Annotated in this window: 20 protein-coding genes; 5 read left to right on the forward strand and 15 right to left on the reverse strand. The window is 69.8% G+C overall.

Annotated elements, in window-relative coordinates; translation table 11 throughout:
- Nucleotides 1-38: 38 nt before the first annotated feature.
- The 3 genes from BLQ73_RS13860 to BLQ73_RS13870 form a co-directional block, all read right to left on the reverse strand.
- On the reverse strand, nucleotides 39-1514 hold the full coding sequence (locus BLQ73_RS13860; RefSeq protein WP_093170844.1) for an APC family permease: 1476 nt from the start codon (nucleotides 1512-1514) through the stop codon (nucleotides 39-41).
- A gap of 121 nt (nucleotides 1515-1635) precedes the next feature.
- Nucleotides 1636-2373 carry an SDR family NAD(P)-dependent oxidoreductase gene (locus BLQ73_RS13865; RefSeq protein ID WP_093170845.1) on the reverse strand — a complete coding sequence of 246 codons (738 nt, stop codon included), beginning with the start codon at nucleotides 2371-2373 and terminating at the stop codon, nucleotides 1636-1638.
- Nucleotides 2374-2459: 86 nt separating this feature from the next.
- A complete protein-coding gene (locus tag BLQ73_RS13870; protein ID WP_093170846.1) occupies nucleotides 2460-4307 on the reverse strand; it encodes an FAD-binding protein in 1848 nt (615 codons plus the stop codon).
- A 149-nt stretch (nucleotides 4308-4456) separates the two neighbouring features.
- On the opposite strand from BLQ73_RS13870, the gene BLQ73_RS13875 reads away from it, so the two are divergent.
- Nucleotides 4457-5443: a LysR family transcriptional regulator gene (locus BLQ73_RS13875; RefSeq protein WP_093170847.1), complete on the forward strand. Its 987-nt coding sequence runs from the start codon at nucleotides 4457-4459 to the stop codon at nucleotides 5441-5443.
- Between the two features lie 82 nt (nucleotides 5444-5525).
- Here BLQ73_RS13875 and BLQ73_RS13880 read toward each other — a convergent pair whose 3' ends face one another.
- From BLQ73_RS13880 to BLQ73_RS13925, 10 genes are all read right to left on the reverse strand, one after another.
- Nucleotides 5526-6485, reverse strand: coding sequence for an ABC transporter substrate-binding protein (locus BLQ73_RS13880; RefSeq protein ID WP_093170848.1), 960 nt, complete (start codon nucleotides 6483-6485; stop codon nucleotides 5526-5528).
- Nucleotides 6482-7357, reverse strand: a complete 876-nt coding sequence (locus tag BLQ73_RS13885) for an ABC transporter ATP-binding protein (protein WP_093170849.1) — start codon at nucleotides 7355-7357, stop codon at nucleotides 6482-6484. The genes BLQ73_RS13880 and BLQ73_RS13885 overlap by 4 nt, the downstream gene beginning before the upstream one ends.
- Nucleotides 7358-7401: 44 nt before the next feature.
- Complete coding sequence (locus BLQ73_RS13890; protein ID WP_093170850.1) at nucleotides 7402-8166, reverse strand: ABC transporter permease; 765 nt, start codon at nucleotides 8164-8166, stop codon at nucleotides 7402-7404.
- Nucleotides 8167-8290: 124 nt separating this feature from the next.
- On the reverse strand, nucleotides 8291-9061 hold the full coding sequence (locus BLQ73_RS13895; RefSeq protein ID WP_093170851.1) for an ABC transporter permease: 771 nt from the start codon (nucleotides 9059-9061) through the stop codon (nucleotides 8291-8293).
- The gene (locus BLQ73_RS13900; RefSeq protein ID WP_143020253.1) at nucleotides 9058-10185 is read right to left on the reverse strand and encodes a class II histone deacetylase; all 1128 of its coding nucleotides are present in this window, start codon (nucleotides 10183-10185) and stop codon (nucleotides 9058-9060) included. Before BLQ73_RS13900 ends, BLQ73_RS13895 begins: the two co-directional genes overlap by 4 nt.
- Before the next feature lie 101 nt (nucleotides 10186-10286).
- Entirely contained in the window at nucleotides 10287-10760 is a 474-nt protein-coding gene (locus tag BLQ73_RS13905) for a hypothetical protein (RefSeq protein WP_093170853.1), read from the reverse strand.
- A gap of 14 nt (nucleotides 10761-10774) precedes the next feature.
- Complete coding sequence (locus BLQ73_RS13910) at nucleotides 10775-12802, reverse strand: primary-amine oxidase (RefSeq protein ID WP_218125844.1); 2028 nt, start codon at nucleotides 12800-12802, stop codon at nucleotides 10775-10777.
- A 397-nt stretch (nucleotides 12803-13199) separates the two neighbouring features.
- Nucleotides 13200-13484 carry an acyl carrier protein gene (locus BLQ73_RS13915; RefSeq protein WP_218125845.1) on the reverse strand — a complete coding sequence of 95 codons (285 nt, stop codon included), beginning with the start codon at nucleotides 13482-13484 and terminating at the stop codon, nucleotides 13200-13202.
- A 29-nt stretch (nucleotides 13485-13513) separates the two neighbouring features.
- Complete coding sequence (locus BLQ73_RS13920; protein ID WP_093170855.1) at nucleotides 13514-15172, reverse strand: fatty acyl-AMP ligase; 1659 nt, start codon at nucleotides 15170-15172, stop codon at nucleotides 13514-13516.
- Nucleotides 15169-16230, reverse strand: coding sequence for an SDR family oxidoreductase (locus BLQ73_RS13925; RefSeq protein WP_176955431.1), 1062 nt, complete (start codon nucleotides 16228-16230; stop codon nucleotides 15169-15171). The genes BLQ73_RS13920 and BLQ73_RS13925 overlap by 4 nt, the downstream gene beginning before the upstream one ends.
- Nucleotides 16231-16304: 74 nt before the next feature.
- Between BLQ73_RS13925 and BLQ73_RS13930 the strand changes: the two genes are divergently transcribed.
- On the forward strand, nucleotides 16305-16868 hold the full coding sequence (locus BLQ73_RS13930) for an EF-hand domain-containing protein (protein WP_093170857.1): 564 nt from the start codon (nucleotides 16305-16307) through the stop codon (nucleotides 16866-16868).
- 161 nt (nucleotides 16869-17029) lie between these two features.
- On the opposite strand, the gene BLQ73_RS13935 is transcribed toward BLQ73_RS13930, so the two are convergent.
- Nucleotides 17030-17731 (reverse strand): B3/B4 domain-containing protein, encoded by a 702-nt coding sequence (locus BLQ73_RS13935; RefSeq protein WP_093170858.1) that lies wholly within the window; start codon nucleotides 17729-17731, stop codon nucleotides 17030-17032.
- Between the two features lie 370 nt (nucleotides 17732-18101).
- On the opposite strand from BLQ73_RS13935, the gene BLQ73_RS13940 reads away from it, so the two are divergent.
- From BLQ73_RS13940 to BLQ73_RS13950, 3 genes are read left to right on the forward strand one after another with little or no spacing between them, the layout of a single operon-like run.
- Nucleotides 18102-19133: an iron-siderophore ABC transporter substrate-binding protein gene (locus BLQ73_RS13940; protein ID WP_143020254.1), complete on the forward strand. Its 1032-nt coding sequence runs from the start codon at nucleotides 18102-18104 to the stop codon at nucleotides 19131-19133.
- A 9-nt stretch (nucleotides 19134-19142) separates the two neighbouring features.
- Nucleotides 19143-20210, forward strand: a complete 1068-nt coding sequence (locus BLQ73_RS13945; RefSeq protein ID WP_245691068.1) for a FecCD family ABC transporter permease — start codon at nucleotides 19143-19145, stop codon at nucleotides 20208-20210.
- Nucleotides 20207-21280 (forward strand): FecCD family ABC transporter permease, encoded by a 1074-nt coding sequence (locus BLQ73_RS13950; protein WP_245691069.1) that lies wholly within the window; start codon nucleotides 20207-20209, stop codon nucleotides 21278-21280. Before BLQ73_RS13945 ends, BLQ73_RS13950 begins: the two co-directional genes overlap by 4 nt.
- Nucleotides 21281-21314: 34 nt before the next feature.
- Here the strand turns inward: BLQ73_RS13950 and BLQ73_RS13955 are convergent, their stop codons facing one another.
- A complete protein-coding gene (locus tag BLQ73_RS13955) occupies nucleotides 21315-23363 on the reverse strand; it encodes a multicopper oxidase family protein (protein WP_093170860.1) in 2049 nt (682 codons plus the stop codon).
- Nucleotides 23364-23501: the final 138 nt, after the last annotated feature.

Genomic DNA, 23501 nt, shown 5'->3' on the forward strand with positions numbered 1-23501 from the left:
GTCCGGGTGTCCGGGTGTCTGGGCGTCTGGAGCTGCGCTCAGACGCCGACGCGGTCGATCGTCGCCTCGAAGGCGGCGGGGTTCCGCTTCTTGATCACGGCGGCCTGGATCAGGGCGAGGATCGGGACGGCCGCGATCAGCCCGAGCAGCAGGATCGTCACCCCGCCGACCACCTGGTCGCCATTGGCGTCGACATCGCCGACCAGCAGCGGGAAGTACGCGATGATCAAGGCGGCTGCGGCGAGTATGCCGACGAGCCCGAGCACGGGGGCGATCACGGTGTTCCACAGCCGCCGGTCGGCCTTCGTCCTGGCGAAGTAGACCAGGATCGCGATGGATGTCAGCGCGATCAGCAGCGCGATCGCCAGGTTGGTGACGCCGCCGAGCGGTGTGAAGACCGCGAAGACCGGGTCGAGATCCATGATCGCGAACAGTGCGGTGAACGAGGCCGCGGTGATGGTCTGCACCAGCGACGACACGTGCGGGGACCGGTGCCTCGGGTGGATGCCGGAGAGGGCGCGGGGCAGGACGCCGGCGTTCGCCATCGAGTGCTGGTAGCGGGCGAGCACGTTGTGGAACGCCAGCACGCACGCCAGCATCGCGGTGATCAGCAGGAGGTTCACGCCCTTCTCGCCGAACTCGCCGAGGTAGCGGTGCATGGTCGCGAAGATCATCGTTCCGGGGTCCTCCGCGGCCTTGGCCACCACCTTGTCGGCGCCCCAGGCCATGACGATCGACCACGCGGCGAGCGTGTAGAAGACCCCGATGCCGATCACGGCCGCGTAGGTCGAGCGGGGGATGGTGCGGCCGGGGTCGCGTGCCTCGTCGCGGAAGACGACGGTCGCCTCGAAACCGATGAACGAACCGATCGCGAACATCAGGCCGATGCCCGGGGAGCCGCTCACGATGTTGGCCGGTGCGAACGGCGAGAGGTCCAGCCCGGAGTCACCGCCGGTGAACAGGACGGCGACCACGAGCGCGAGGACGATGCCGACTTCGAGCACGAGCATGAAACCGAGCACCTTGCTCGACAGGTCGATGTTGCGGTAGCCGAGACAGCCGACCGCGGCGATGACCAGCAGCGACCAAGCCCACCAGGGCAGAGCCGGGCCGCCGAGCGAACTCACCGTGTCGCTGAGGACGAACCCCATGTAGGCGTGTACGGCGAGCTGCACGGAGGTGTAGGCCAGGATGGCGAGCCACGCGGCGACGATACCGGCGGTGGGGCCGAGGCCGTAGCCGACGAAGGTGAAGAACGCGCCCGGTTTGGGCACGTGGCGCGCCATCGTCGTGAGGCCGACGGCGAAAAGGATGAGAATGACGGCGCTGATCGCGAACAGCGCCGGGAAACCGACGCCGTTGCCGATCACGATGCCGAGAGGGGAGACGCTGCCGACGACGACGAGCGGCGACGCCGCCGCGACGACCATGAACACGATGGAGACGACCCCGAGCGAGCCGGAGAGGCGGGCCGGCTTCTCCTTGCCTTCTGGTGCAACGGTGCTGTTGCCCATTGAGGCTCCTTACCTTGCCGCGTCGCACTCTGTGGCGGCGCGGCCTGTTGCGACGAACCGTGGTGCTGGTTGATGGCGGTGGGGGGTGGGGGTGGGGGATGAGAGGGGGCGGCCCGGCTCGTCAGTACGCGCCGTTGACGGACCAACCGCCGTCGACCACGAGGTTGTCGCCGGTGACGTGGGCGAACCGCTCGTCGGTGAGCAGGAGGATGACGTCGGCGATCTCGCCGGGCTCGGCGGTGCGCCCTTGAGGGATGCGGCCGAGAACCGCCTGCTCGTCAAGGTGCCCGGCGTCCATGGCGTCCTGCACCATCCGAGTTCTGGTGTAGCCGGGGCTGACGCAGTTCACCCGGATTCCATGGGCGGCCCATTCCAGCGCGAGAACCTTCGTCATCGTCACCACGCCGCTCTTCGACGTGCAATAGGCGACTCTTCCCGCTCCCGGAACACCCGCGGTGATGGAGGCGATATTGATGATCTGCCCCTTCGCCCGGCGGAGCGCCGGGAAAAGAGCGTGGGCCGTGTGAAACGGTCCGTACAGATTGCTCTCCAGCACCTCCCGCCACAGGTCCGGGGCGATCTCCTCGGCGCGGCCGAAACCGGTGACACCCGCCGCGTTCACCAGGAGGCCGACCCGGCCGAGCGCCGACGCCGACGCCGCGCGGGCGACGTCGTCGGCCCTGCCGACGTCGACACGCACATAGTCGACACCGTTGACCGGGTCCTCGGGGGCCTCGCGGTCCCAGACGACCACGGGCCGCCCCTGCGCGGCGAGCCGCGCGGCGCAGGAGGCGCCGATGCCGCGCGCCCCTCCGGTGACGACCGCGGTGCCCGGCGTCTCCGCATCGAGATTTGGCATGTCTGAACCCTCTCCAGTCGGCCTCCGCGCGTCCAATATCGACCGCGACAGGCTCCATAAGCGGTGGTTATCGGCGGGTCGTCGCGTCACCCGCGCCGCTCCAGCGCGTGTCCGACCGCCAGGGAGGCGAACACGATCGCGGGACCGAGGGTGATGCCGGGGCCGGGGTAGCGTCCCCCCATGATCGAGCGCATGTCGCTGCCGAGCACGTAGAGCCCGCCGATGGGCCGGCCCTCGGCGTCGAGGGCCTGGGCGTTCTCGTCGGTGACGAATCCCGAGGCGGAGCCGATGTCGCCCGGGTAGACGCGCACGGCGTAGAACGGCGGTCGCTCGACGGCGCCCAGGGAGGGGTTCGGCCGGTGGCGGGCGTCGCCGAGGCCGCGCTGGTAGGGGTCGCCCCCTCGCCCGAAGTCCGGATCGTCCCCGCGCCCGGCGAAGGTGTTGAACCGGTGGACGGTACCGCGCAGCCGGCCCGGAGGCATGTCCAGCCGCCGGCCGAGTTCGTCCAGGTCGCGTCCGGTCGTGAGATAGCCGTCGCGCAGGCGGCGTCTCGTGCCCCACCCTCCCGGCCTGACCGCGCCTATGCCGTACCGTTTGACGGCGCGGTGATCGGCGATCAGGAAGCTGGGTTCTCCGTCCCGCTCGCCGTGCGCGAGCATGTGTTCGCCCAGCACGTGATAGGGAGATGACTCGTTCAGGTATCGCCTGCCGAGCCGGTCGACGAGGATGAAACCGGGTTTGCCGCGGTCGAGGGCGAAATGCGGATAGGGTTCCGGCCGGCCGCCGCGACGGCCCGGCACCAGCGAGATCGGTGCCCAGAACGCGTCGGTGCCCTGCCGCTCGAAGACGGCCCCGGCGCCTTCGAGCAGGGAGTGCGCGGAGGCCTTCGCGCTGTCCACCACGGCGCTCCACGTCAGGGGAAGACCCGCCAGGACCTCGGCCCTGCGCGCCCCTCGCGAGAAGCCGCCGGTGGCGCTGATGACGGCCCGCGCGACGCGGACGGTGCGGGTCGCGTGCCCGTCGGTGATCTTGACGGCCTCGACTCCCGCGGGGCCGCGCGTCAGCGCCACCGGTTCCGCGTTGAGGACGACGCGGGCCGTGCCGAGTCGCCTGAGTGAGGCGAGGAGGCGGCCGATCAGCGCGTTCCCCAGGGTCAGGTGGGAGGAGCGCCGGTGGATCAGCCGGTCGAGCAGGTGCCGTGAGACGCGGGGGATCGCGGCGACGGCGTTCACCAGCGCCTCCGGGCTCGCCGGCCGCGCCGCGATCACCGAGTAGCGCTGCGCCTCGTCCCGGTTGGGTGCCAGGCCGCCGAAGATGGTGAAGTCGCGGAGCGGCGGGCGCACGAGCCTGAGGTCGGGGCCGAGGAGCCTGCCGTCGAAGTCGACGGCCTCGATCGCCCGCCCGGAGACGGCCGCGCCCTCGACGGAGCCCAGATAGTCGGGGTGGCGGTCACGCCGGGCGAAGGAGACCGCCGTGTGCCTGGCGAGAAGGGCGATGGCCTCGGCCGCCTCGCCCAGGAAGCGCTCCCGCAGCGGCGCCAGGGGATCGCCGCCGTCCGGCGACTTGGTGGCGTCGAGCCTGCCGCCGCCGGGCGGGCCGCCGTCCGGCCGGGCGGCGCCGAGGGGGCCGCTGCCCGGCCGGTCGCGGCCGAGAGCGGATTCGAGGTATCGGCTCGCGAGCCGCCGATCCTCGTCGGCCGATCTGCCGTCTGTGGGATGGGCGCCCGGCAGCCAGAGCGTGCCCGCGGTGAGCGCGCTCGTCCCGCCGATGTACTCGCTGCTCTCGACGATCAGAGCCCGCGCGCCCCGCAGCCCGGCGAACACCGCGGCGGCGAGCCCCGCCGCGCCGGCGCCGAGCACCACGACGTCGAACTCGCTGTCCTCCGGGATGTCCCGTACGGACCTGACGGCGATCGAGCGCCTGCTCTGCGTCATGGGACTCCTTTCAGCGCCTGCTCATGATGACCTGCTTATGGAAACCTGCTTATGAAGACCTGCTCACGAAAAAGCTGCTCGTGAAAATGATTGAAAGTTGTAGCCAATCCGTCCAAGACGCAGTGGAGATGCGCCGATAAGCTCCGGTTATGACCTTCTCGGCAACGAGGCTGGGCTTTGACCTGCGCATTCTCGAAACATTCGTCGTGGTCGGGCGCGAGCTGAGCTACCGGCGCGCAGCCGAGATCCTGTACGTCTCGCAGCCCGCGGTGAGCCAGCAGATCAAGAAGCTGGAGAGGCAACTCGGATTCACCTTGCTGGATCGGTCCTCCTCCGGCGTCCGCCTGACCCCGGAGGGCGCGGCGCTGCTCCGCGCCGCCGAGCGTGCGCTGGGCGACCTGCGCGACACCCTGAGACCGATCCAGATGGCTCTCCGCCCGAGCGAGCACCGGATCAGGATCGGCTACATCACCACCTGGGCTCGCACGGAGATCCCCAGCCTGATGGCCATGGTCGAGCGCGATTCACCCGACCTGAAGGTCGTGCTCGAGTCCTATGTGTTCGACGACCTGCTCCAGGCGATCAGGAACCAGGCCATCGATCTCGCGATCTTCCATCTGCCGGACGTGCTCGACCTCGACACGTCCGCGCTTCACCTTATGCGCGTCGGGAGCACGCAGCGGTTCGTCGCCGTGCTCGCCGGCCACCGGCTCAGCGGCAGGGAGTCGGTGACGCTCACCGAGCTCGCCGACGAGGCGTGGGTCGCAGCCACCGGCCTCTACGCGGAGAACTTCGTCGCCCTGTGCGCCAAGCACGGCTTCACCCCGAACGTCGTCGTCTCGGCGGCGAACGCCGAGACGATGCTCGGCCTCGTCCGCGCGGGTCTCGGTGTCACCGTGGTGCCCAACCAGCCCCCCGGATGGGACGACTTGGCTTTCGTCCCGATCGAGGATGAGGTGCTGGACATCGTGGTCGCCGAGCACCGCGACGCGCCGCATCCCTTCGCGCGCCCCCTGGTCGGTCTGATCCGGTCCACGTTCGCCACCGCCGTCGCGTCCCGGGGCGAGCGGTACGGGCCGGGACACGGGCCGGGACACGGGCCAGGCCGTACGGCTCCCGCCGGCGGCACCCGCTAGGGGCGGCGCCCAGGGCACGGCGCGGGCCGTGGGCCGGGCTCCCGCCGGCAGGAGCCCTGCCGGCGGGCCCCTGCCGGCAGGGTCACGGAAGAAGCCCGGCGATGTCGGCGGGAGGCTTGATCCACTTCTCGAGTTCCAGAAGCCGGCCGATGCGCTCCAGCGGTTCGCGGCGCAGCTGGGTCTCGTACACGTCGAGGTCGAGCCGCTTGACGATGGCGGGGTCGAGTTCGGCGAAGACGGTGGGGATACGGGCCCGCACCTTGTCGGGATTGTCCTTCACATAGGCCAGGGTCTTCCCCAGCGCGCGCGTCATGGCCGCCACAAGGTCGGGATCATCGTCGATCAGCTTCTGGGACGTGAAGATGAGCTGAGTCGCCATGTCGGGCACCGCGTCGGAGTTGTCGGTCTGCTTGACGGCGTGGTGCCCCTTGGCCACCAGGGTGGTGATGAACGGCTCAGCCGTCCAGATGCCGTCGACGTGCCCTTGGGCGAGGGCGCCCGGCATGTCGGCGAATCCCATCTCGACGAAGGTGACCTTGTCCGGGTTGCCTCCGGCGTGGCGTACGGCTTCGCGGATGGTCAGGTCCCCGACGCTGCGGAGGGCGTTGATGGCGACGGTCCGGCCTTCCAGATCGCGGGCGGACCGGATGGACGGATCTTTGGCGAGCACGACGTTCGACGACTTCACCGTGCCGTCGGCCGAGGTGCCGTCACCCGTCCACGGGGTGATGGCGCGGACCTTCAGACCCCGGTCCCTGGCCATCAGCAGCGAGACCGGCGTGCTGGAGGCGAACTCCATCTGGCCCGAGGCGACGGCCGGCAGGAGGGCGGCGCCGCCCTGTCCCGTCTCGATAGACGGTTTCAAGCCCTCCTGTTCGAAGAACTTCTGGTCGATCCCCACGTGGATGGCGGCGGTGACGGCCGCGGGCACGAGGCCGATGGTCACCTCGCGTAACCCGTCGGCGCTCTCACCCCCTCCGCCGCAGCCCGCCACAAGGGTGAGTGCCACAAGGACCGAGAGCGTTCTTCCCACGCGGTTCATAACGACTTCCTTTCGCGGTGCGCGGAGTGGGGGGTGGTGTGGGCGGTGGAGTGGGAGGCGGCGGCGCCTGAGTCGGCCGGAACCGCGCGCACACCCCGCTTGGCCTGCTGGACGAGCCCGTAGACGTGGGCGCGCAGCTCGGCGAACCGCGGCAGCGCCCGCGTGGCGAGCTGGTCGCGGTCGGCGGGCAGATCGATCGGCACGTCCTCAAGGACGACCGTGGGCGAGTTCGACAGCACGAGCACGCGTTCGCCGAGGTACACGGCCTCGTCGATGTCGTGGGTGACGAAAAGGACCGTGACCCCCAGCCGCGACCACAGCCGGCGGATCAGGTCTTCCAGATCGGCGCGGGTCTGAGCGTCGACGGCGGCGAACGGCTCGTCCATCAAGAGGATCTGCGGCTCGTAGGCGACGGCCCGCGCGATGGCGACCCGCTGCTGCATGCCGCCGGAGAGCTGCCAGGGGTAGGCGTCGTGGACGTGGTCGAGCCCTACGGTGGCGAGCGCCTCGTCGACAAGCGCGGCGCGGCGCTCACGGGGGACCTTCTTCTCCTTGAGCGGCAGTTCGACGTTGCGGCGGACCGTCATCCACGGGAACAGGCTGCGCCCGTATTCCTGGAAGACGACGGCCATGCCGCGAGGCGGTCCGGAGATGGCGGAGCCCTCCAGCCGCACCTCGCCGGACGTGACGTCCATCAGCCCCGCGATGCAGCGCAGCAATGTCGTCTTCCCCGCGCCCGAAGGGCCGACGACGCAGACGAGCTCGCCCGTCGCCACTTCGAAGTGCAGGTCGCGGACCGCCTCCACGCTGCGGTCGCCGGTCACGTAGACCTTCTTGACGTGGTCCACGGTGAGCACGGGTGGGAGGGTCATGGGGTGTCCCTTCTCTTGCTTGCGGCCTACCGCCGCCTTGCGGCCTATTGCTTGCGGCGAAGGCCGAAATACCAGGCCAGGACGCGGTTCTCGACGAGCTTGAAGACCAACGCGAGGATCACCCCGATGGCCCCGAGCAGCAGGATCCCGGACCACATCTGCGGGATCGCGAACGACCGCTGGAACTGCACGATCGTGAAGCCCAGCCCGTTGCTCGCGGCGAACATCTCGCTGATGACCACGAGGATGATGGCGATCGACAGGGCCTGGCGCGCTCCGGTGACGATGTGCGGGCTCGCGCCGCGCAGCAGCAGATGGCGGAAGCGCGCCGCCGGGCCGAGGCCGTACACGCGGGCCGTGTCGTGGAGCACCTCGTCGATGGAACGGGCCCCTTCGACGGAGTTGAGCAGGATCGGCCATACGCAGCCGAAGGCGATGACGACGATCTTCATGCTGTCGCCGATGCCGGCGAACAGCATGATGATCGGGACCAGCACCGGCGGCGGGATCGAGCGCAGGAACTCGAAGACCGGTTCGCAGTACTGGCGCAGCGGCGCCGACAGGCCGATGGCCAGGCCCGCCGAGATTCCGATGGCCAGCGCGAGGGAGTATCCCGCCGACAGTCGCAGGAGGGAGGGCGCGACATCGGCCCCCAGGCGTCCCTCGAACCATGTCGAGGGCACCTCGGTCAGGATGTCGCGCAGGGGCGGCCAGAAGAAGTCGTCGCTGCCCAGGGAGGTGAACCACCACGCGGCGACGAGGAGTACGGGCAGGACGGTGGCGGTGGCGATGGAACGGATGAATCTCATAGTCGTTCTCTCGGCATGAGGACGGCGATCGCGGTGCTCTCACCGGGTGTCTCGTCAGGTGTTCTCGCCGGGGTGTTCTCGTGTCGCGTGTTCTCGCCGGGTGTTCTCGTCGTGTGGACGAGCGTCACACGGCGTTCTCCCGGCGCACGGAGACGTGCCAGCGCAGGAGGCGGCGTTCGGCGGCTCGGATCGACAGGTTCACCGCGACCCCCAGCAGCCCGGCCACGACGACGAGTCCGTACATCGCCTCGACCGCCCCCGCGGACTGCGCCAGAGCGATCTGGCGGCCGAGGCCGGGGGATCCGATGACCAGCTCGCCGGTGATGGCGAGCACGAGCGCGACCGTCGCCGCCAGGCGTATTCCGGTGATCACGTTGGGCAGCGCCGCGGGCCACACGACGACCCGGATCCGGGTCGGTACGGCGAAGCCGTAGCTGCGCGCGGTTTCCTGGGTGACCGGGTCGACGTCGCGCACACCGTCGAGCACCTGCACGAGCACTTGCCAGAAACTCGCGTAGACGATCAGCACCAGCGTCGACTGCATGCTGGTGCCGAACATCAAGACGGCGAGGGGGATCAGCGCCACCGAGGGGATGGGGCGCAGGAACTCGACGGTCGAGGCCGTGAACGCCCGGAGCGCGGGGACGACGCCGATCACGATGCCGGCGGCGACACCGGCGACGACCGCGATGCCCAGGCCGATCGACCAGCCGCGCAGCGTGTCGAGGAGTGCGGACCAGAAGGCCTCGCGGGAGAGCTGCTCGCCGAGAGCGCCGGCGATGGTGCCGGCGGTCGGGAGATACCCCGGATCGACGAGGCCCGTGCGCGGAACCACTTCGAGGAGCGCCACGAAGACGCCGACCCCGACGAGTCCGCGCCGCCACGGGGCCCTCATAACGTCCGCCGGGGTGGCGCGGCGTTCAGCGCCGCCTCGACCCTGTCGAGGGCGCGTGCCTGGTCCGCCGAGAGGGCCTGGAAGGGGTTGCCCTCGACGATGAAGGCCACGGGGTCGGCGACCTCCGTCCGCTCACCGGCGAGGGTCTCGACGACGGCGAGCATGCAGTAGGGCACATACCAGGGCGAGTAGCCGCCTTCGTGAGCCACGACGAGGCGTCCCTGGCAGATGTCCCCGGCCAGGTCCACGACCTGCTGGGTCATCCACCGGTAATCCTCCACCCCGAGCAGCATGTGGCCGTTCGGGTCGAAGAACGACGCGTCATAGCCACTGGCCACGACGATCAGCTCGGGGGCGAAGTCCCGCACCCTCGGCAGCACGATCCTCCCGAGCGCCTCCCGGTAGGCCTGTGATCCCGACCCCGGCGGCAGGGGGACGTTCAGGCACGCGCCGAGCGCGTCCGGCCCCCCCATCTCTTCGACGTCGCCCGTGCTGAGCTGCAGGAGCCGGTCTTGGTGGATCGACACGGTCAGCACGTCGGGGTCGTCCCAGAAGATCTCCTGGGTCCCGTTGCCGTGGTGGACATCCCAATCGATCACCGCGACGCGGCCCACGCCGTACTCGTGGCGCACCGCCTTGATCGCGACGGCGACGTTCGCGAACACGCACAGGGCCATGCCCCGGTCGGGGAGGGCGTGGTGCCCGGGCGGGCGCACCAGCGCGTAGGCGTTCGACACCGCCCCCTCCACCACGGCTCTGGCGGCGGCGGTGACTCCGCCGGCGCTCAACCGCGCGATCTCCAGACCGCCCGGGCCGAACGGCGTGCGCCATGTTCCCCGGTCCGCGTGGCCGCCCTTGGGGAGGGCGTCCTGGGAGATCAGGAAGTCCAGGTAGTCGCGGGTGTGGACGCGCAGGAGCTCGGTGTCGCCCGCCGCGGTCACCGGCAGCGGTGTGAGATGCTCGGCCAGTCCGCTGGCGCGGACCAGCGACGCGGCGCGTCGGCGCGTGGAGGGCTGATCCAGGTGCTCGCCCGGCTCGACGAACCGCCCGGGAGGGATCAGCCCCGGACTTCTTCCCATGTCATACCAGTCGTACTCATCACGATAAATCCAGCCAGTCTTCACTCAACTGCTCCTCCGCGTGGGGGACGGTCTTCACCCATCCGGCGGGTGGCGTTCTCCGCGCGGACGCCGCGAACGCCGCCCGGCGGTTCATCGTCGTCCTGTCACGGACAGGTCCCACTCCTTCGCGGAGCGAACCAGGGGATCCGGTGCCGGGCGGCGCCGAGCAGCACCGCGGCGGCCAGGATCGTCTCGGCGAAGGAGAACCACAGCGCCGCGTTCATCGCAAAGCCCGACAGTGACAAGGAGCCCTCTGCGACGGAGTGGCCCGCATGGTGGCCCACGCCCGCCTCGTGGGGCCCGTGCGCCGTCTCGGCGCCATGCCCGAGGAACCCTGGGAAAAGGTGCACGGCGATCATCGCGACGCTGAGCACGAGCATCATCGCCCACGCGCGCAGGCGGGGTCGCCGCCACAGGTCGATCGCGCACAGCGCGCACGCGAGCGCGAGCACCGCCATCGCGGCGCCCGCCGGCCCCGCGAGCGAGCCGATGAGCAGCAGGTGCAGCCCTGCCTGGGGTACGGCGAAGGCCGCCGCGGCCAGGGCCGGCCCCGTGGGCCGATGCGGCCGTCGAATCATGGAACCCACGCCGCTCAGCCGGTGGAACAGCAGCCGCAGTCGCCGTGGCAGGCGGCCCCCTCGCCGTGGCCGGTGTGGCCGCCCTCGGCGGGCAGGTCGAGCATCGGGTTCCCGTCGAAGAAGCCGACCGGCTTGAGGTGCAGTCCCACGGTGGCGACCGGCATGACGGGCCAGTCCTCGGGGCGTACGACGTGGTGCGCGCAGAGCACCGGCCAGATGACCAGGTCGGCGCCGGCCAGCGGGCGGTCGCCGCCGGTGTAGGCGGGAAGCCCGTCGCCGCCGGGGTTCTGCGCCACGTACTCGCCCGCGGCGTACCGTTCGCGCGGGTCGTAGGCGGTGGCCCAGATGTGCCGGGTCGTGAACCCTCCGCGGTTGGCCTGCTGGGAACCGGGCCGGGCGAAGGGCATCGTGAGCGAGCCTCCCAGTTCGACCTTGTAGGCGATCAGGGATCCCAGCGCGTTGCGCCTGTCGGCGTTCGCGACGAGCCACGCCTTGCCCGCGGCCGGGTCCGCGAGCTGGCGGGCCGCGTGCTCGCTGTCGAGGTGGGTCACGACCTGCCGCCACGCGTTGCCCCAGGGGTTAGCCTCGTCGGGGGCGGCCTCGCTGTGCACGGAGTAGAAGTCGTTGCGCTCGCCGTCGACGGCCATGTCGAGGCGCAGGCCGAAGAAGTGCTGGTGGTTCGGGCCGTACAGACCCGGCGCCACCAGGGCGCCGTACTCGGGCGTGACGCCGGCCTCCACGGCTCCGGTCGACAGGACGCCGGTGAGCTTGGATTCGAACTCGATCGTCCCGTCGAGGTACAGATACCAGTAGAACCCGTAGTCGTAGTTGCCGACCGTCGTGAACACCGAGATCACGAGGCGGCGGTTGCGGCGCACCAGGCCGGTACCGTCGGTGTCGGTGTGCTTCCAGCCGATGCCGGCGTCCTCCTCGTGGATGCAGATGGCGTTCGGGATCCGCACCGGCTGCCCATGGTGGTCGTTCACGTAGGCGTCGAGGTAGGCGATGTCGCCCAGGCAGTCGCACCCCAGCACGAGGCTGTTGGCCATGCCGCCGAGCCCGTACTCGCCCTCGTCGAAGACGTTCTTGTTCCAGTGCGTGTCGCCCGGGTCGCCGTACGGCACGTACATTTCCGACAGCGACGCCCGGTAGATCACCGGCCGTTCGCGCCCGCGGTCGACGTAGGAGATCTGGTGCAGCACGAGGCCCTCGCGGGGCGTGTAGCCGATCCGCAGCCGCCAGTTCGCCCAGCTCAGCGCATGATCATCGATCGTGAACGACCGCCCCTGGGGCTGCTCGATGACGATCGGCTTCATCGGCTCGCGCACCGACTCGAAGGATGGGGTGTTCCGCGGATCGACGATCTGGTCCGGCCGGTAGTCGCCGCGGGTGGGCGGGAGCGCGACCACGCCGGTATCGGTGACGTCGAGCACCTCCATCGCGTCCAGGTCGACCGTGACCACGAGGTTCTCCACCGGTCTGGCATAGGCGTTGCCGAGCGGCGACTCCTTGACGTAGGTGAGCGGCCGGGCGATGCGGCGCCGGTCGGGCGCGTCCTGCGGGCCGGTGTATCCGCTGGCCCACTTGTCGATCGTGACCAGCGACAGATCCGTGACGCCGCGTTTGCGCATCGCCTCCTGCCAGCGGGGATCGGCGGCGATCACGGCCTTGCAGTTCGCCAGCTCGTACTTGGTCATCGGGGCTTGGGCGTCGGGGATCTCCTCGAAGCCGGCCACGCGGTCGGCGGACAGGTCGACGACGGCCTCAAGGGTCCTGTGGTGGGCGCTGTCGCGCAACACGATGAACGCCTGCCTCGACCACGTATCACCCGCGCGGAACGCGTTGACGATGTCCTTGGGCGGTTCGTGCAACTCGGTGAACACGAACCGGTGGTCGTCTCCGAGGCCGCGGTCGCGCACGAGGACGGCCGCCGCGCGGCTGATCTCGTCCGGGGTCAGCGGTTCGAGCGGGTGAAGTGCGGGGCGATGGACGCCGCCGGATCCGCGCGCCGCGCCCTCGCCGTGATCAAGGGTTTTGGACAAACAACCCATCTCCTCTCGATGGATCAAGAAACGACTGGTCTGCACTGTTCACGCGGGCCGAAGACGGCGGCGTCAGGGCAATGGGTCGTCAGCCTTTTGCGGGTTCTTTTCCGGATTTCGGGCCGGTCGGAACGACCATTACATATGCCGCTGTGACGCGTCCAAGAAGGTCTGCCGCAGGCATGATAAGGGCAGCTTATGAACTCCGTCTGATTTCGACGATCATGGATACGGCAGAGGTCCCCCGGCGGTCGAGAACGACCACAGGGGGACCTCTGCTATCGTCGCGGCCGCCGTACGGTCACCGCGCGCGGCCAGGCGAGAGGGACTCTCAGCCGATGAGTTCGGCCTTGTCCACGGCGCTCACCGAGGACGCCGGACGGTCACGCGGTCTCGGTTAGGGGGTGCCCGTCGGGAGTGGTCGGGGGGTGTTCGTCTGGGGCGGTGGGAGGAGTTCTGAGAGGTGGGCGGTGAGGGCGTCGATCGTGGGGTGGTCGTAGGCCAGGGTGGGGTCGACGAGGAGGCCGAGGGTCTCTTCGATGTCGACGCACAGGGTGATCGCGTGGATCGACTCCATGCCGTAGGTGCGGAGTTTGACGGCGGGGTCGATGTCGGCGGGCGGCATCCGGAGGTGGTCGGCCACCTTTTCGGTGAGCCATCGGCGCAGGTCATGGGGGGGCACGGCTGCTCCTAGGGGAGGGAGGGGGGTGGTCACGGGACGGTCGCCAGCAGGGTGTTCACGGCGGGTTCGAGTTCGGTGTGCAGGGGGGTGAGGCCGCCGCCAAGGAACAGTTCTCTCATATGCCGGCGGCGGAGCTTGCCGCTGGTGGTCTGCCGTACGGCGCCGCGGGGGACCAGCATGAGGCTCAGCGGGATGCCGAACTCCCTCGCCACGGCGTCCATGACCTGGTCGGCGGTTTCGCCGAGGGCGCCGGAATGCCCCCGGCGTACCTCTTGGATGAGGACGACGTGTTCGCCGCCGTCCGGGCGGCGGACGCCGAAGGCGGCGCTTCGCCCGGCGGTGAGGTTCGCCCGCGCAGCCGCTTCTTCCAGGTCCTGCGGGTAGAGGTTGCGGCCGTTGACGATGATGACGTCTTTGATGCGCCCGGTGACGTACAGCCGGCCGTCCAGGAGGAAGCCCAGGTCGCCGGTGCGCAGCCAGTGGCCGTCGCCCGCGCGGAAGGTGGCGCGGGTCTCCTCCGGCCGGCCCCGGTAGCCGAGGGCGACGCTCGGGCCCGACACCCAGATCTCCCCGATGCCGCCGTCGGGGACGGGGGTGGAGTTCTCCGGGGAGACGATGCGCAGGTCGAGGCCCAAGGCCGGGCCGCAGGCCACCAGGGGGACCCCGTCGGGGTCGGGGATGGCCTGGTGGCGTTCCAGCGCGGAGGGGTCGAAGCTTCGTACGGTGACCCCCTGCCCCCGTGGTGTGCAGGTGACCATCAGGGTGCATTCGGCCAGGCCGTACCCGGGGTTCCATGTGGTCGGGCGGAAGCCGGCGGGGGCGAATCTCCGCTCGAAGTCGGTGAAGGTGGCGGCTTTGATCGGTTCGGCTCCGCTGAGGGCCATGGTCAAGGTGGACAGGTCCAGCTCGGCGAGCTGCTCATCGGTGATCCTGCGGGTGCACCAGGCGTATCCGAAGTCCGGGGACACGGTCCAGTCCGCGCCGTACCGGGTGATCAGTTGCAGCCAGCGCACCGGCCGTGCGACGAACGCGATGGGCGACATGAACACCAGGTCGGCGCCCAGGTAGAGCGCCTGCAATTGGAGGCCGACCAGTCCCATGTCGTGGTAGTGAGGCAGCCATCCGGCGAGCCGCCGCGGGGGTTCCGCTCCTGACAGGGCGCGGAACAGCTCCAGGTTGTGCAGCAGATTGCCGTGCGAGATCTCGACTCCGCGGGGTTCGCTCGTCGAGCCGGAGGTGTACTGCAGGTAGGCGATGGTGTCGGCGGAAAGGACCGGCGGAGTCCAGGTGTCCGGATCGGAACCGGTGTCGATGACGCATGCCGAGAGGTCCGACAGGGCGGTCACGTGCGCGGAGTCGGTCAGGACCATACGGGCGCCGGCGTCGTCCAGGAGTGTCCGTACGCGGCCCGAGTGAGATGTGCCGGTCTCGGGTAGGGGCGCGGGGATCGCCGGCACCCGGGCGTAGAGGCAGGCGAGGAACGCGACGGTGAAGTCGAGCCCGGCCGGATAGAGCAGCAGCGCCGGGTGGTCGGTCATGCCGCGCTCGGTGAGCCATACGGCTCCGGCGCGGGCCCGCCGGTCCAGTTCGGCGAAGGTGAGCCGGGTGGTCTCGCCGTTGTCCCGCACGAAGACCAGTTCCCGGTCGTCGCTGAGGTGGTTCCGCATGTGGCTAACGAAGTCGCTCATTCCGGCAACCCTTCGCGGACGTACCAGGAGACCAGTCGGTCGAGGACAGGGAGAGTGACGGCGGGCGGGGCCGCCATGTCGCGCCACGCGAAGTCGTAGTGGTGCTGGAAGTAGATCGCGGTGTACTTGGCCCGCATGTTGACCACGGCCTCGAACCGGTTGAACGGCTTCTCTTGGATCTCTTCGGGCGTGGCGGGGACCAGTTCGATCGGCAGCCACGCGTTGATCACGGCGAACAGGTCGCGGACCGGGACCGTTCCACCGTTCACCACATGGAAGACCGGCTGCTCGCGGTTCTCGGCGGTGAGTGAGAGCAACCGGGAGACCGTGGTGTCGATGGGCGTCAGGTGGAGGTTGGCGTCGGGATGGCAGGGGAGGCGGACCCGTTCACCCGGTGTACGGCGGGCGAAGAAGGCCATCACCCTGAGGAAGTCGTAGAGGCCGTAGTCGGTCAGCGCCCGGCCGGTCTGGGAGTGGCCGACCATCACGCCCAGCCGCGGCACCAGGACGTTCCCTTCGCGGACGGAGCGCGACCGGCTCAGCGCGATCTCGGCTTCGCGTTTGGAGTGTTCGTAGGAGTTCCTGAACCGGTCCGGCGGCGCCTGCGCGGGCCAGTCCTCGGGGACGGGGCCGTCGCTGTCAAGCCCGCACTGGTAGGCCGTCCCGATGTGGATGTAGCGCGACTCCGGACGGGCGTGCCGCTCGAAGGTGGCCAGCGCGTTCGCCGAACCTGTCACGTTCACGTCCTGGAGCTCCTCCTCGCGGCGTGGGAAGAAGGTGACGAGGGCGGCGGTGTGCCAATAGGTGCAGCGTTCGGCGAAGACCTCGGCCGCGGGCAGGCCGAGGTCCGGCTTGTTCAATGCCAGCCCGCGCACCCGGAGCCGGTCCACCAGGGACTCCTCGAAGCCCAGGCAGAGCAGCGCGTCGGTGACCCGGCGACGCACTACCTCCGTGGACGCGCGCGCCAGGGCGATGACGTCATCGCCCCGGGCGAGCAGGGCGGCGGCCAGGTGGGAGCCCACGAAGCCGTTCGCCCCATCGATGACCTGAACATGCACAAAGGACTCCCCAAAACTCAGTAACACCTAGTAAAGTCTCGAACGCCTATAGTAATCACATCCCTGGAGGCTCCATGCTCAATGACCTGCAGCAGCGCAAGATGGCCCATCTCTTCGCTCTCTTGGACGTAGACGACGATGGGACCGTCGACAAGATGGACTACACCGCCTCTGCCGACCGGCTCGTGAACGCCTTCGGGTTCGCGCCGGGCTCGGCCGAGTCGCAGCGGGTCCGCGAGCGCTACGCGAGGCTGTGGGACGAGGTGACGTTCCCGATGGACATCAACGGGGACGGACGGGTCGATCTGGAGGAGTTCACGACCGGCTTCGACCGGTTCGTCACCCAGCCTGAGGACGGCTACCACGCGCATATCGCGCCGGTCGCCAACGCCTTCTACGACCTGATGGACACCGACGGAGACGGGCGGATCACCCGTACGGAGTACCTCCGGATGACCGGCAGCGCTTTCCGCATGTCGGAGGCGAACGGTCTCATCGCGTTCGAGCACCTCGACCTGGACGCCAACGGCTCGCTGAGCCGGGAGGAACTGCACCTGGCGAACGAGCAGTTCTTCCGCAGCGCCGACGAGCAGGCCCAGGGCAACTGGCTGTTCGGCCCGGTCCCGGCAGGGGTCTGACTCCGGGCGGTCCATGACCGCCGCGGACCCGCCGCCGGTACGGCATGCGCATGGCGCCCCAGGGATACCGCCGAACTCGGGACGGTATCCCTGGGGCGCCAGGATGCGCTTTACGCCTGCACAATACTTTGTAAAGGCGCCGGCGCCGGCGCCGGTGAACGCTAGGCGGTCGGGGATGAGAAGTCGGGGTGCTGGGCGGACAGCATGGCGGTCTTGGGTTCGATGTCCCAGATACGCCGCAGCTCGTCGGCCAGTGTCACGACGAGAGAGCCGACGTCGTCGCGGGCCGTGTCGTGGAGGGCTTCGATCACGATGAGGACCTCGCGGCTGGAGTCGCGGATGGCCGAGGTGGCGCTCTGCCGGTTGGTCCAGCGGCGGGCGTGGGCGTGGGCCGCCTCGTCGGCGAAGATGACCTCTCCGGGCTTGGGGTGTTCGACATCACCGGAGAACGCCGTATACCGCTCGGTGCCGTTCGCGGGCCGCACGTCGAGGTCGCCCGTGATGCGGGCCAGGTCGAGGGCGGCGACGGGGATCGCATAGCTCGCGGACAGGTGGTTGCAGAGGTCGACGAGAGGGTGGACGCGGGGTAGTTCGAGGCCCTTGTCGAGGCGGCGCAGGAGCGACTCGGACGCGCACCGGTACTGGGTGGGCTTCACCCCCATGGCGGCGAACGCCTGCCGCCACGCCTTGATCTCGGGGAACTCGCTGAGGGGCCGCTGGGCCAGTCGCCGCCGCGCGTTCGCGACGTGGCGAGGCAGGAACTCCTCGACGTTCGCAGTGGCTGTGATGCCGTCGGCATGGATGACTCCTGCTGCCAGCGTGGGGTGGGCGGCCCAGATTTCGGGTGAGTGCTGGAAACGCATGGCAGAGAGTTCTCCTTGGCGCGCGGTGGACGGGTCTCCGATCCTCGCGCAGTCATGGGCCACCTTGTAGTACCAACATCAGGCGTGAATTCCGTACCAATCAGCCGTCGCGACCCGGCGCGGCCTCGCCCGGTAGGGCGGGGGATGAATGTCTCCTATGTCATTGAATGCGCTGGCATTCCACCTCGCGAGCGAGCCGCCGGCGCCTGGCCGGAAAAGCCTGGCCGGAAAAAGGGGAGAAGTCGGTCGCACTCTTTGGGTGGATCAGTGAATCTTGAGGAGATTTAGGCTAGCCTAACCTTACTTTGGCCCGCCTCGTGGCCGCCTGTGCGGCGAGGACGGACGGACATGCCATCGGAAGGAGCGGTATTTGTTACGCCAGGACATGCGTGTGAAGGTGGGCGGGGCGCGATGGCTGCCGGCGTTGGTGGCGGCTGCGGCGCTGCTGGTGGGGGGCGCCGCGTGCGGCGGGGACACGGGCGGTGGTGCGGAGGGGAAGGCCCCTCCGTCGGCGGGTTCCGCGGCCTTCCCGGTCACGATCAAGCATGCGGCGGGGGAGACGGTCATCGAGCGGGCCCCGAAGCGCGTGGTGGCGTTGAGCACCGGCTGGGTCGACGCGACTCTGGCGCTGGGTGTGGTGCCGGTGGCGGGCAACAAGTGGAGCGCGTCGGGAGCGGTGTTCGCGCCGTGGAACCCCGAGCTGAAGGAGCCGGCGACGACGGCGATCAACACGGTGGCCGACATCTCGGTGGAGCAGATCGCCGGGCTGAGGCCGGATGTCATCTTCGGGTCGTACCAGGTGACGAGCAACAAGGGTCTGTATACCGCGCTGAGTGAGATCGCGCCGACGATCGGGATCATCGGGACGGACAACCAGGACGGCACGTGGCAGGAGATCCTGGCGACGGTGGGCAAGGTCCTCGGGAAGAGCGCCGAGGCCCAGAAGGCGGTCGAGGAGGGGGAGCGCCGGCTCGCGGGCGTGGCGACGACCTATCCCGGCCTCAAGGGGAAGACCGTGTCCTACGTGGTGCTGCGGCAGCCCGGCACGGTGCAGGCGGGGGCCAGGCCGAACGACCACCTGGTCCGGTTCTTCCAGAGCATGGGGCTCGGGGCGGCGCCGGGGCTGGTGAAGCTGGAGTCCAAGGGCGGCGAGACCGGGTTCCTGAGCTATGAGCAGTTGAACGCGCTCGACGGTGATCTGATGTTCATCGGCGGTTTCAGCGACTCGGAAATGGCGGGCTTTGAGAAGTCCGAGCTGTTCAAGAAGATCCCGACGGTGAAGAACGGGACGTATCACGTGCTGGACGCCGAGAAGATCGGCGCCATGCGCACACCGACCGTGCGGAACATCTCCTATCTCCTCGATGCCATGCGCCCCGCGCTGGAAAAGGCCGGCTCCTAGGGGCGCCTGGTGACCGATTCGATGACGGTCGTCCGTACCGAGGACCCTGAGGGGAAGACGCCGCCGCGGCGGGCCGTGGTACGGACGGCAGGACGCGCCGCGGGGTTGCTCGTCGCCCTGGGGGTTTTGCTGCTCCTGTCGGCGTTCAGCGTGGCGTACGGGTCGATGGAGATGTCCCCGGGCACGGTGATCTCGGCGTTCCTCGGCTCGGACGGGTCGTACGAGAGCCTGATCGTGACGTCCATGCGGGTGCCGCGGACCCTGATCGGCATTCTGGTCGGGGCGGCGCTCGGGGCGTCGGGGGCCTTGATGCAGACTCTGACCCGGAACCCGCTGGCCGACCCGGGTCTGCTCGGGGTGAACGCCGGGGCGGCGACCGCGGTGGTGTTCGCGGTGGCGTTCCTCGACCTGACCAGCCTCACCGCCTACGTGTGGTTCTCGTTCGCCGGCGCCCTTGCGGTCTCCGTCCTGGTCTACGCCGTCAGCTCCGTGGGCAGGGGCGGCGCGACCCCGGTACGGCTGGCGCTCGCGGGCACGGCCATCGGCGTGGTGCTGACGTCGATCATCCAGGCGGTGCTGATGCTGGAGCCGATCGCGTTCGAGCGCTACCGCTTCTGGGCGGTGGGCGCGCTGGCGGGCCGGGACCTGTCGGTGGTGCGCGAGGTGCTGCCGTTCATCGGGATCGGGCTGCTCGTCGCGCTGCTGCTGACGCCGTCGCTGAACGCCATGGCCCTCGGAGACGACACGGCGCGCTCGCTCGGGATCCGGGTGGGCCGTACGCGCCTGCTCAGCGCGGTGGCGATCACGCTGCTGTGCGGCGGCGCGACGGCGGCGGCCGGACCCATCGGGTTCATCGGGCTGACCGTGCCGCACATGGTCCGGTTCTTCACGGGACCCGACCAGCGGTGGCTCATGCCGTACAGCATGGTCGTGGCGCCGATTCTGCTGCTGGCCGCCGACGTGGCGGGGCGGGGGATCGCGCGCCCCAGCGAGCTGGAGGTCGGCATTGTGATGGCGTGTGTCGGCGCGCCGGTCTTCATGTGGCTGGTACGCAAACACAGGATCGTGAAGCTGTGAGGGGCGTGAAGGGCGGCGCCAGAACCCTTGACCGGTACGGCAGGCCGCTGCGCCTGTTCGGGGGCGGCCTGTCCGTGCGTGTGTCGGTGCGGCCGGTCGTGGTGTGCGCCGTGCTGGCGGTGTGCTCGGCCGCGGTGTCGGTCGTGGCGCTGTCGCTGGGGGATTACGCGATTCCCTTCGCCGACGTGGTGGCGGCGCTGGCCGGGGAGGGGAACGGCGGCGACCGGTTCGTCGTCAACCGGCTGCGCCTGCCCAGGGTCGTCTCGGCGCTGCTGGTGGGGGCGGCGCTCGGCGCGTCGGGGGCGGTGTTCCAGAGTTTCACGCGCAATCCGCTGGCGAGCCCCGACGTCATCGGCTTCACCACGGGTGCGGCCACCGGTGGGATCGTCGCGATCATCGTGCTGGCCGGCGGATCGGCGGCGGTCGCGGCCGGGGCGCTGGTGGGCGGAGGGGTGGTGTCGCTGCTGGTCTACGTCATCTCCTTCCGCAGGGGTGTGCAGGGGTACCGGCTGGTCCTCATCGGCATCGGCATGAGTTCGGTGCTGCTTTCGGTCAACACCTATCTGCTGACACGGGCGGACTTCGAGGTGGCGGCACACGCTCAGCGGTGGCTGATCGGTTCGCTGAACGGCCGCTCCTGGTCGGATGTGCAGACTCTGGCGGTGGTACTCGCGGTGCTGCTGCCGACGGCGATGCTGCTGGGCAGGGCGCTGCGTCTGCTGGAACTCGGCGATGACACCGCTCACGCGCTCGGCCTGCGGGTGGAGCGGTCGCGCGTCGCGCTGCTGCTGGTGGCGGTGGGCATGGTGGCCGTGTCGACGTCGGTGGCGGGCCCGATCGCGTTCGTGGCGCTGGCCGCTCCGCAGCTCGCCAAGCGGCTCAGCCGGGCCGGGTCGGAGGGCATCGCGGCGTCGGCGCTGATGGGCGCGCTGCTGCTGCTGGTCAGCGATGTCGTGGCGCAGCGGGTGATCGCGGGCGTGCAGTTCCCGGTGGGCATCTTGACCGGGATCGTCGGCGGGGTCTACCTCGTCTACCTGCTGATGGCCGAGTGGTGGTCCGGACGCGGGTGACCCGCGGGCGTTCCGCCGCCCGGGCGCAAGCGGCTCAGTGGCCTCCCCGGTGGGGGTCCAGAGCCATGATCGGCCCCGGCAGGACGACGATGGGCCGCATCATCTTGTGGTCTTCGTGCTCGTAGACGTGGCAGTGGTGCATCAGCCGGCCGGTGGTTCCGGTGAAGCGTCCGACGACGGTGACCAGCTGTCGGAAACCGAGGGCGATGACGTCTTTCCAGCCGTGCTCCTCAGGGCGCACCGGCATCGCTCCGGTGATCTTGATCGGTGTGGCGGTGCCGCCTCCGAGCCTGCCCGACGCGGTGGTGAAGTAGCGGAATCCGCTGCCGTCGAGCCGCATGCGGGCCGTGGCCTGGAAGGTGAAGCCGTGCACGTGCATGGGGTGCGGCACGCCGCTGCCCTCCAGGCTGACGAACTGCCACCTCTCCCAGGAGTCCTCGGCGATGTGGAACCCGACCGGGTCCTGGTAGTCGCGGGCGATCCGCTGGTAGGTGGTGACGGTGCCGTCGGGCTGCTGGAACTGCACGATGCCGTCGAGGGGCAGCGCGCCGGACGGCGCCTCCACCTTGACCATCTCCCACATCTCCGCGTTGATGGGGAAGGCGGGGGTGATGAGCACCATCCGCTCGGTCGGCTCGGGGAGCTTGTCCGGCTCGACCCGCGCGTAGCTTCTGCTCACCGTGGCGGGCGGCGCGAACGTGCGCCCGGGCGCACGCCCGCGCACCCGGAAGTCGATGACGTCGGGCACCGGAGAGGCGACGGACGAGGAGTCCACCCAGCGCAGCGACCTCCCTTCGAGGCCGGTGAAGTCCACCAGCACGTCGGCGCGTTCGGCGGGCACCAGCAGCACCCAGTCCTGGATGGGGACGGGTGCAGGGAGAAGCCCCGCGTCCGAGCCGATCTGGAAGACGCGCCCCGCCACCGACTCGCCCTGCTCGTCCACCAGCCGCAGCAGGTAGGGGCGGATGCTGGAGGCGTTGAGCAGGCGGAACCTGTACCACCGGGGCCGCACCTCGGCGTACGGCCAGACCGTGCCGTTGACCAGCGTGTAGGGGCCGGTGAAGGACCGGATGACGCTCTCGGCCTGCTGAGGGTATTCGATCACCTTGTGCAGGAGCCGCCCGTCGACCTTGCCGTCGGGTCCGGTGTCGAAGTTGCGGTCGCAGAGCACGAGCGGGATCTCGAACTCGCCGCCCGGCAGGTCCAGCGCCTCCTCCTCGTCGTCGCGGATGAGGTACATGCCCGCAGTCAACCCGGTCATGGTGTTGAACCGGCTGATGTGCATCGCGTGGTCGTGGTACCAGAGCGCGGCCGAGCGCTGGTCGTTGACGTACTCGACCAGTTGGACGTGGCCGGGGCCGACGGCGTTCTCGGCCCAGCCGTCGTTGGAGCCGGTGGTCTGGGCGCCGTGGAGGTGGACCACCGTCCACGGGGGCAGGGCCGCGACCTCCGGTTTCGGGGTCGCCCCTCCGCGTCCCGGCAGGTCCCAGGCGGCCACGGGGCCGGGACTGTTGCGGAGCTGGACGGCGGTGACGGGATAGGCGCCGGAAAGGCTGTTGCGCCAGGTCACGCGGAGGCGTTCGCCGCGCCGTACCTCGATGGTCGGGCCGGGGAAGTGGCCGTCGTAGGTCCACAGCGGGGTGGGCGGCATGTCGGCGTGCAGGCGGATGAGCGCCGGTCTCATGGTGATGGTGACGCGGGACACGTCGCGCGACCGGGTGACGCGGGCGCGCGGGGGGACGCGGAGGCGGTCCCGGTAGGGGCGCAGCTGGAGGACGCCGGCGGCGGCGGTGGACGCCCGCATCATCTGGGCGGCGGCCTCGGCGTCGTGGGCGACGAACTCGACCGGGAGCGCGCCTCCCGCAGGGCCTCCGGGGGCGCCTGCGGCGGGGCGGGCGGCATGGCCGGTGGCATGGCCGGTGGCATGGCCGCCGAGGGGGCGCGCCGCCGCGGCGGCGATGGAGGCGTGGGTGAGGTAGCCGCCGGCCGCGCCGACGGTGACGGCTCCGGCGAGGAGCGCCCGTCTGCTCAGCGGGGACCTGTCGCGTGGTGCTTCGTGGGGATCGTGCGAGTTGTGCGACATAGGTCGCTCCCGTCAGGTTTTCCGCTCCTACGATCACCAGTGAAGTTAGGCTAGGCATACCTAAGAAACAAGAGCGGTCGTCCATTGCATTGCCCCCGATGCGCGGCTTATCATCGCGTCCCCGCCTCGCCATTTTTG

Origin of the sequence: Sinosporangium album (genome assembly GCF_900100605.1) — a bacterium.
Classification (GTDB): Bacteria; Actinomycetota; Actinomycetes; order Streptosporangiales; family Streptosporangiaceae; genus Sinosporangium; species Sinosporangium album.

Excerpts from the sequence above, each read along its gene's own strand:
- BLQ73_RS13920 (WP_093170855.1), bottom strand. The coding sequence starts at position 15,172 with ATGAGCGACTTCGTTAGCCACATGCGGAACCACCTCAGCGACGACCGG.
- BLQ73_RS13905 (WP_093170853.1), bottom strand. The coding sequence starts at position 10,760 with ATGATTCGACGGCCGCATCGGCCCACGGGGCCGGCCCTGGCCGCGGCG.
- BLQ73_RS13930 (WP_093170857.1), top strand. The coding sequence starts at position 16,305 with ATGCTCAATGACCTGCAGCAGCGCAAGATGGCCCATCTCTTCGCTCTC.
- BLQ73_RS13870 (WP_093170846.1), bottom strand. The coding sequence starts at position 4,307 with ATGACGCAGAGCAGGCGCTCGATCGCCGTCAGGTCCGTACGGGACATC.
- BLQ73_RS13890 (WP_093170850.1), bottom strand. The coding sequence starts at position 8,166 with ATGAGATTCATCCGTTCCATCGCCACCGCCACCGTCCTGCCCGTACTC.
- BLQ73_RS13885 (WP_093170849.1), bottom strand. The coding sequence starts at position 7,357 with ATGACCCTCCCACCCGTGCTCACCGTGGACCACGTCAAGAAGGTCTAC.
- BLQ73_RS13955 (WP_093170860.1), bottom strand. The coding sequence starts at position 23,363 with ATGTCGCACAACTCGCACGATCCCCACGAAGCACCACGCGACAGGTCC.
- BLQ73_RS13875 (WP_093170847.1), top strand. The coding sequence starts at position 4,457 with ATGACCTTCTCGGCAACGAGGCTGGGCTTTGACCTGCGCATTCTCGAA.
- BLQ73_RS13865 (WP_093170845.1), bottom strand. The coding sequence starts at position 2,373 with ATGCCAAATCTCGATGCGGAGACGCCGGGCACCGCGGTCGTCACCGGA.
- BLQ73_RS13935 (WP_093170858.1), bottom strand. The coding sequence starts at position 17,731 with ATGCGTTTCCAGCACTCACCCGAAATCTGGGCCGCCCACCCCACGCTG.
- BLQ73_RS13895 (WP_093170851.1), bottom strand. The coding sequence starts at position 9,061 with ATGAGGGCCCCGTGGCGGCGCGGACTCGTCGGGGTCGGCGTCTTCGTG.
- BLQ73_RS13860 (WP_093170844.1), bottom strand. The coding sequence starts at position 1,514 with ATGGGCAACAGCACCGTTGCACCAGAAGGCAAGGAGAAGCCGGCCCGC.
- BLQ73_RS13880 (WP_093170848.1), bottom strand. The coding sequence starts at position 6,485 with ATGAACCGCGTGGGAAGAACGCTCTCGGTCCTTGTGGCACTCACCCTT.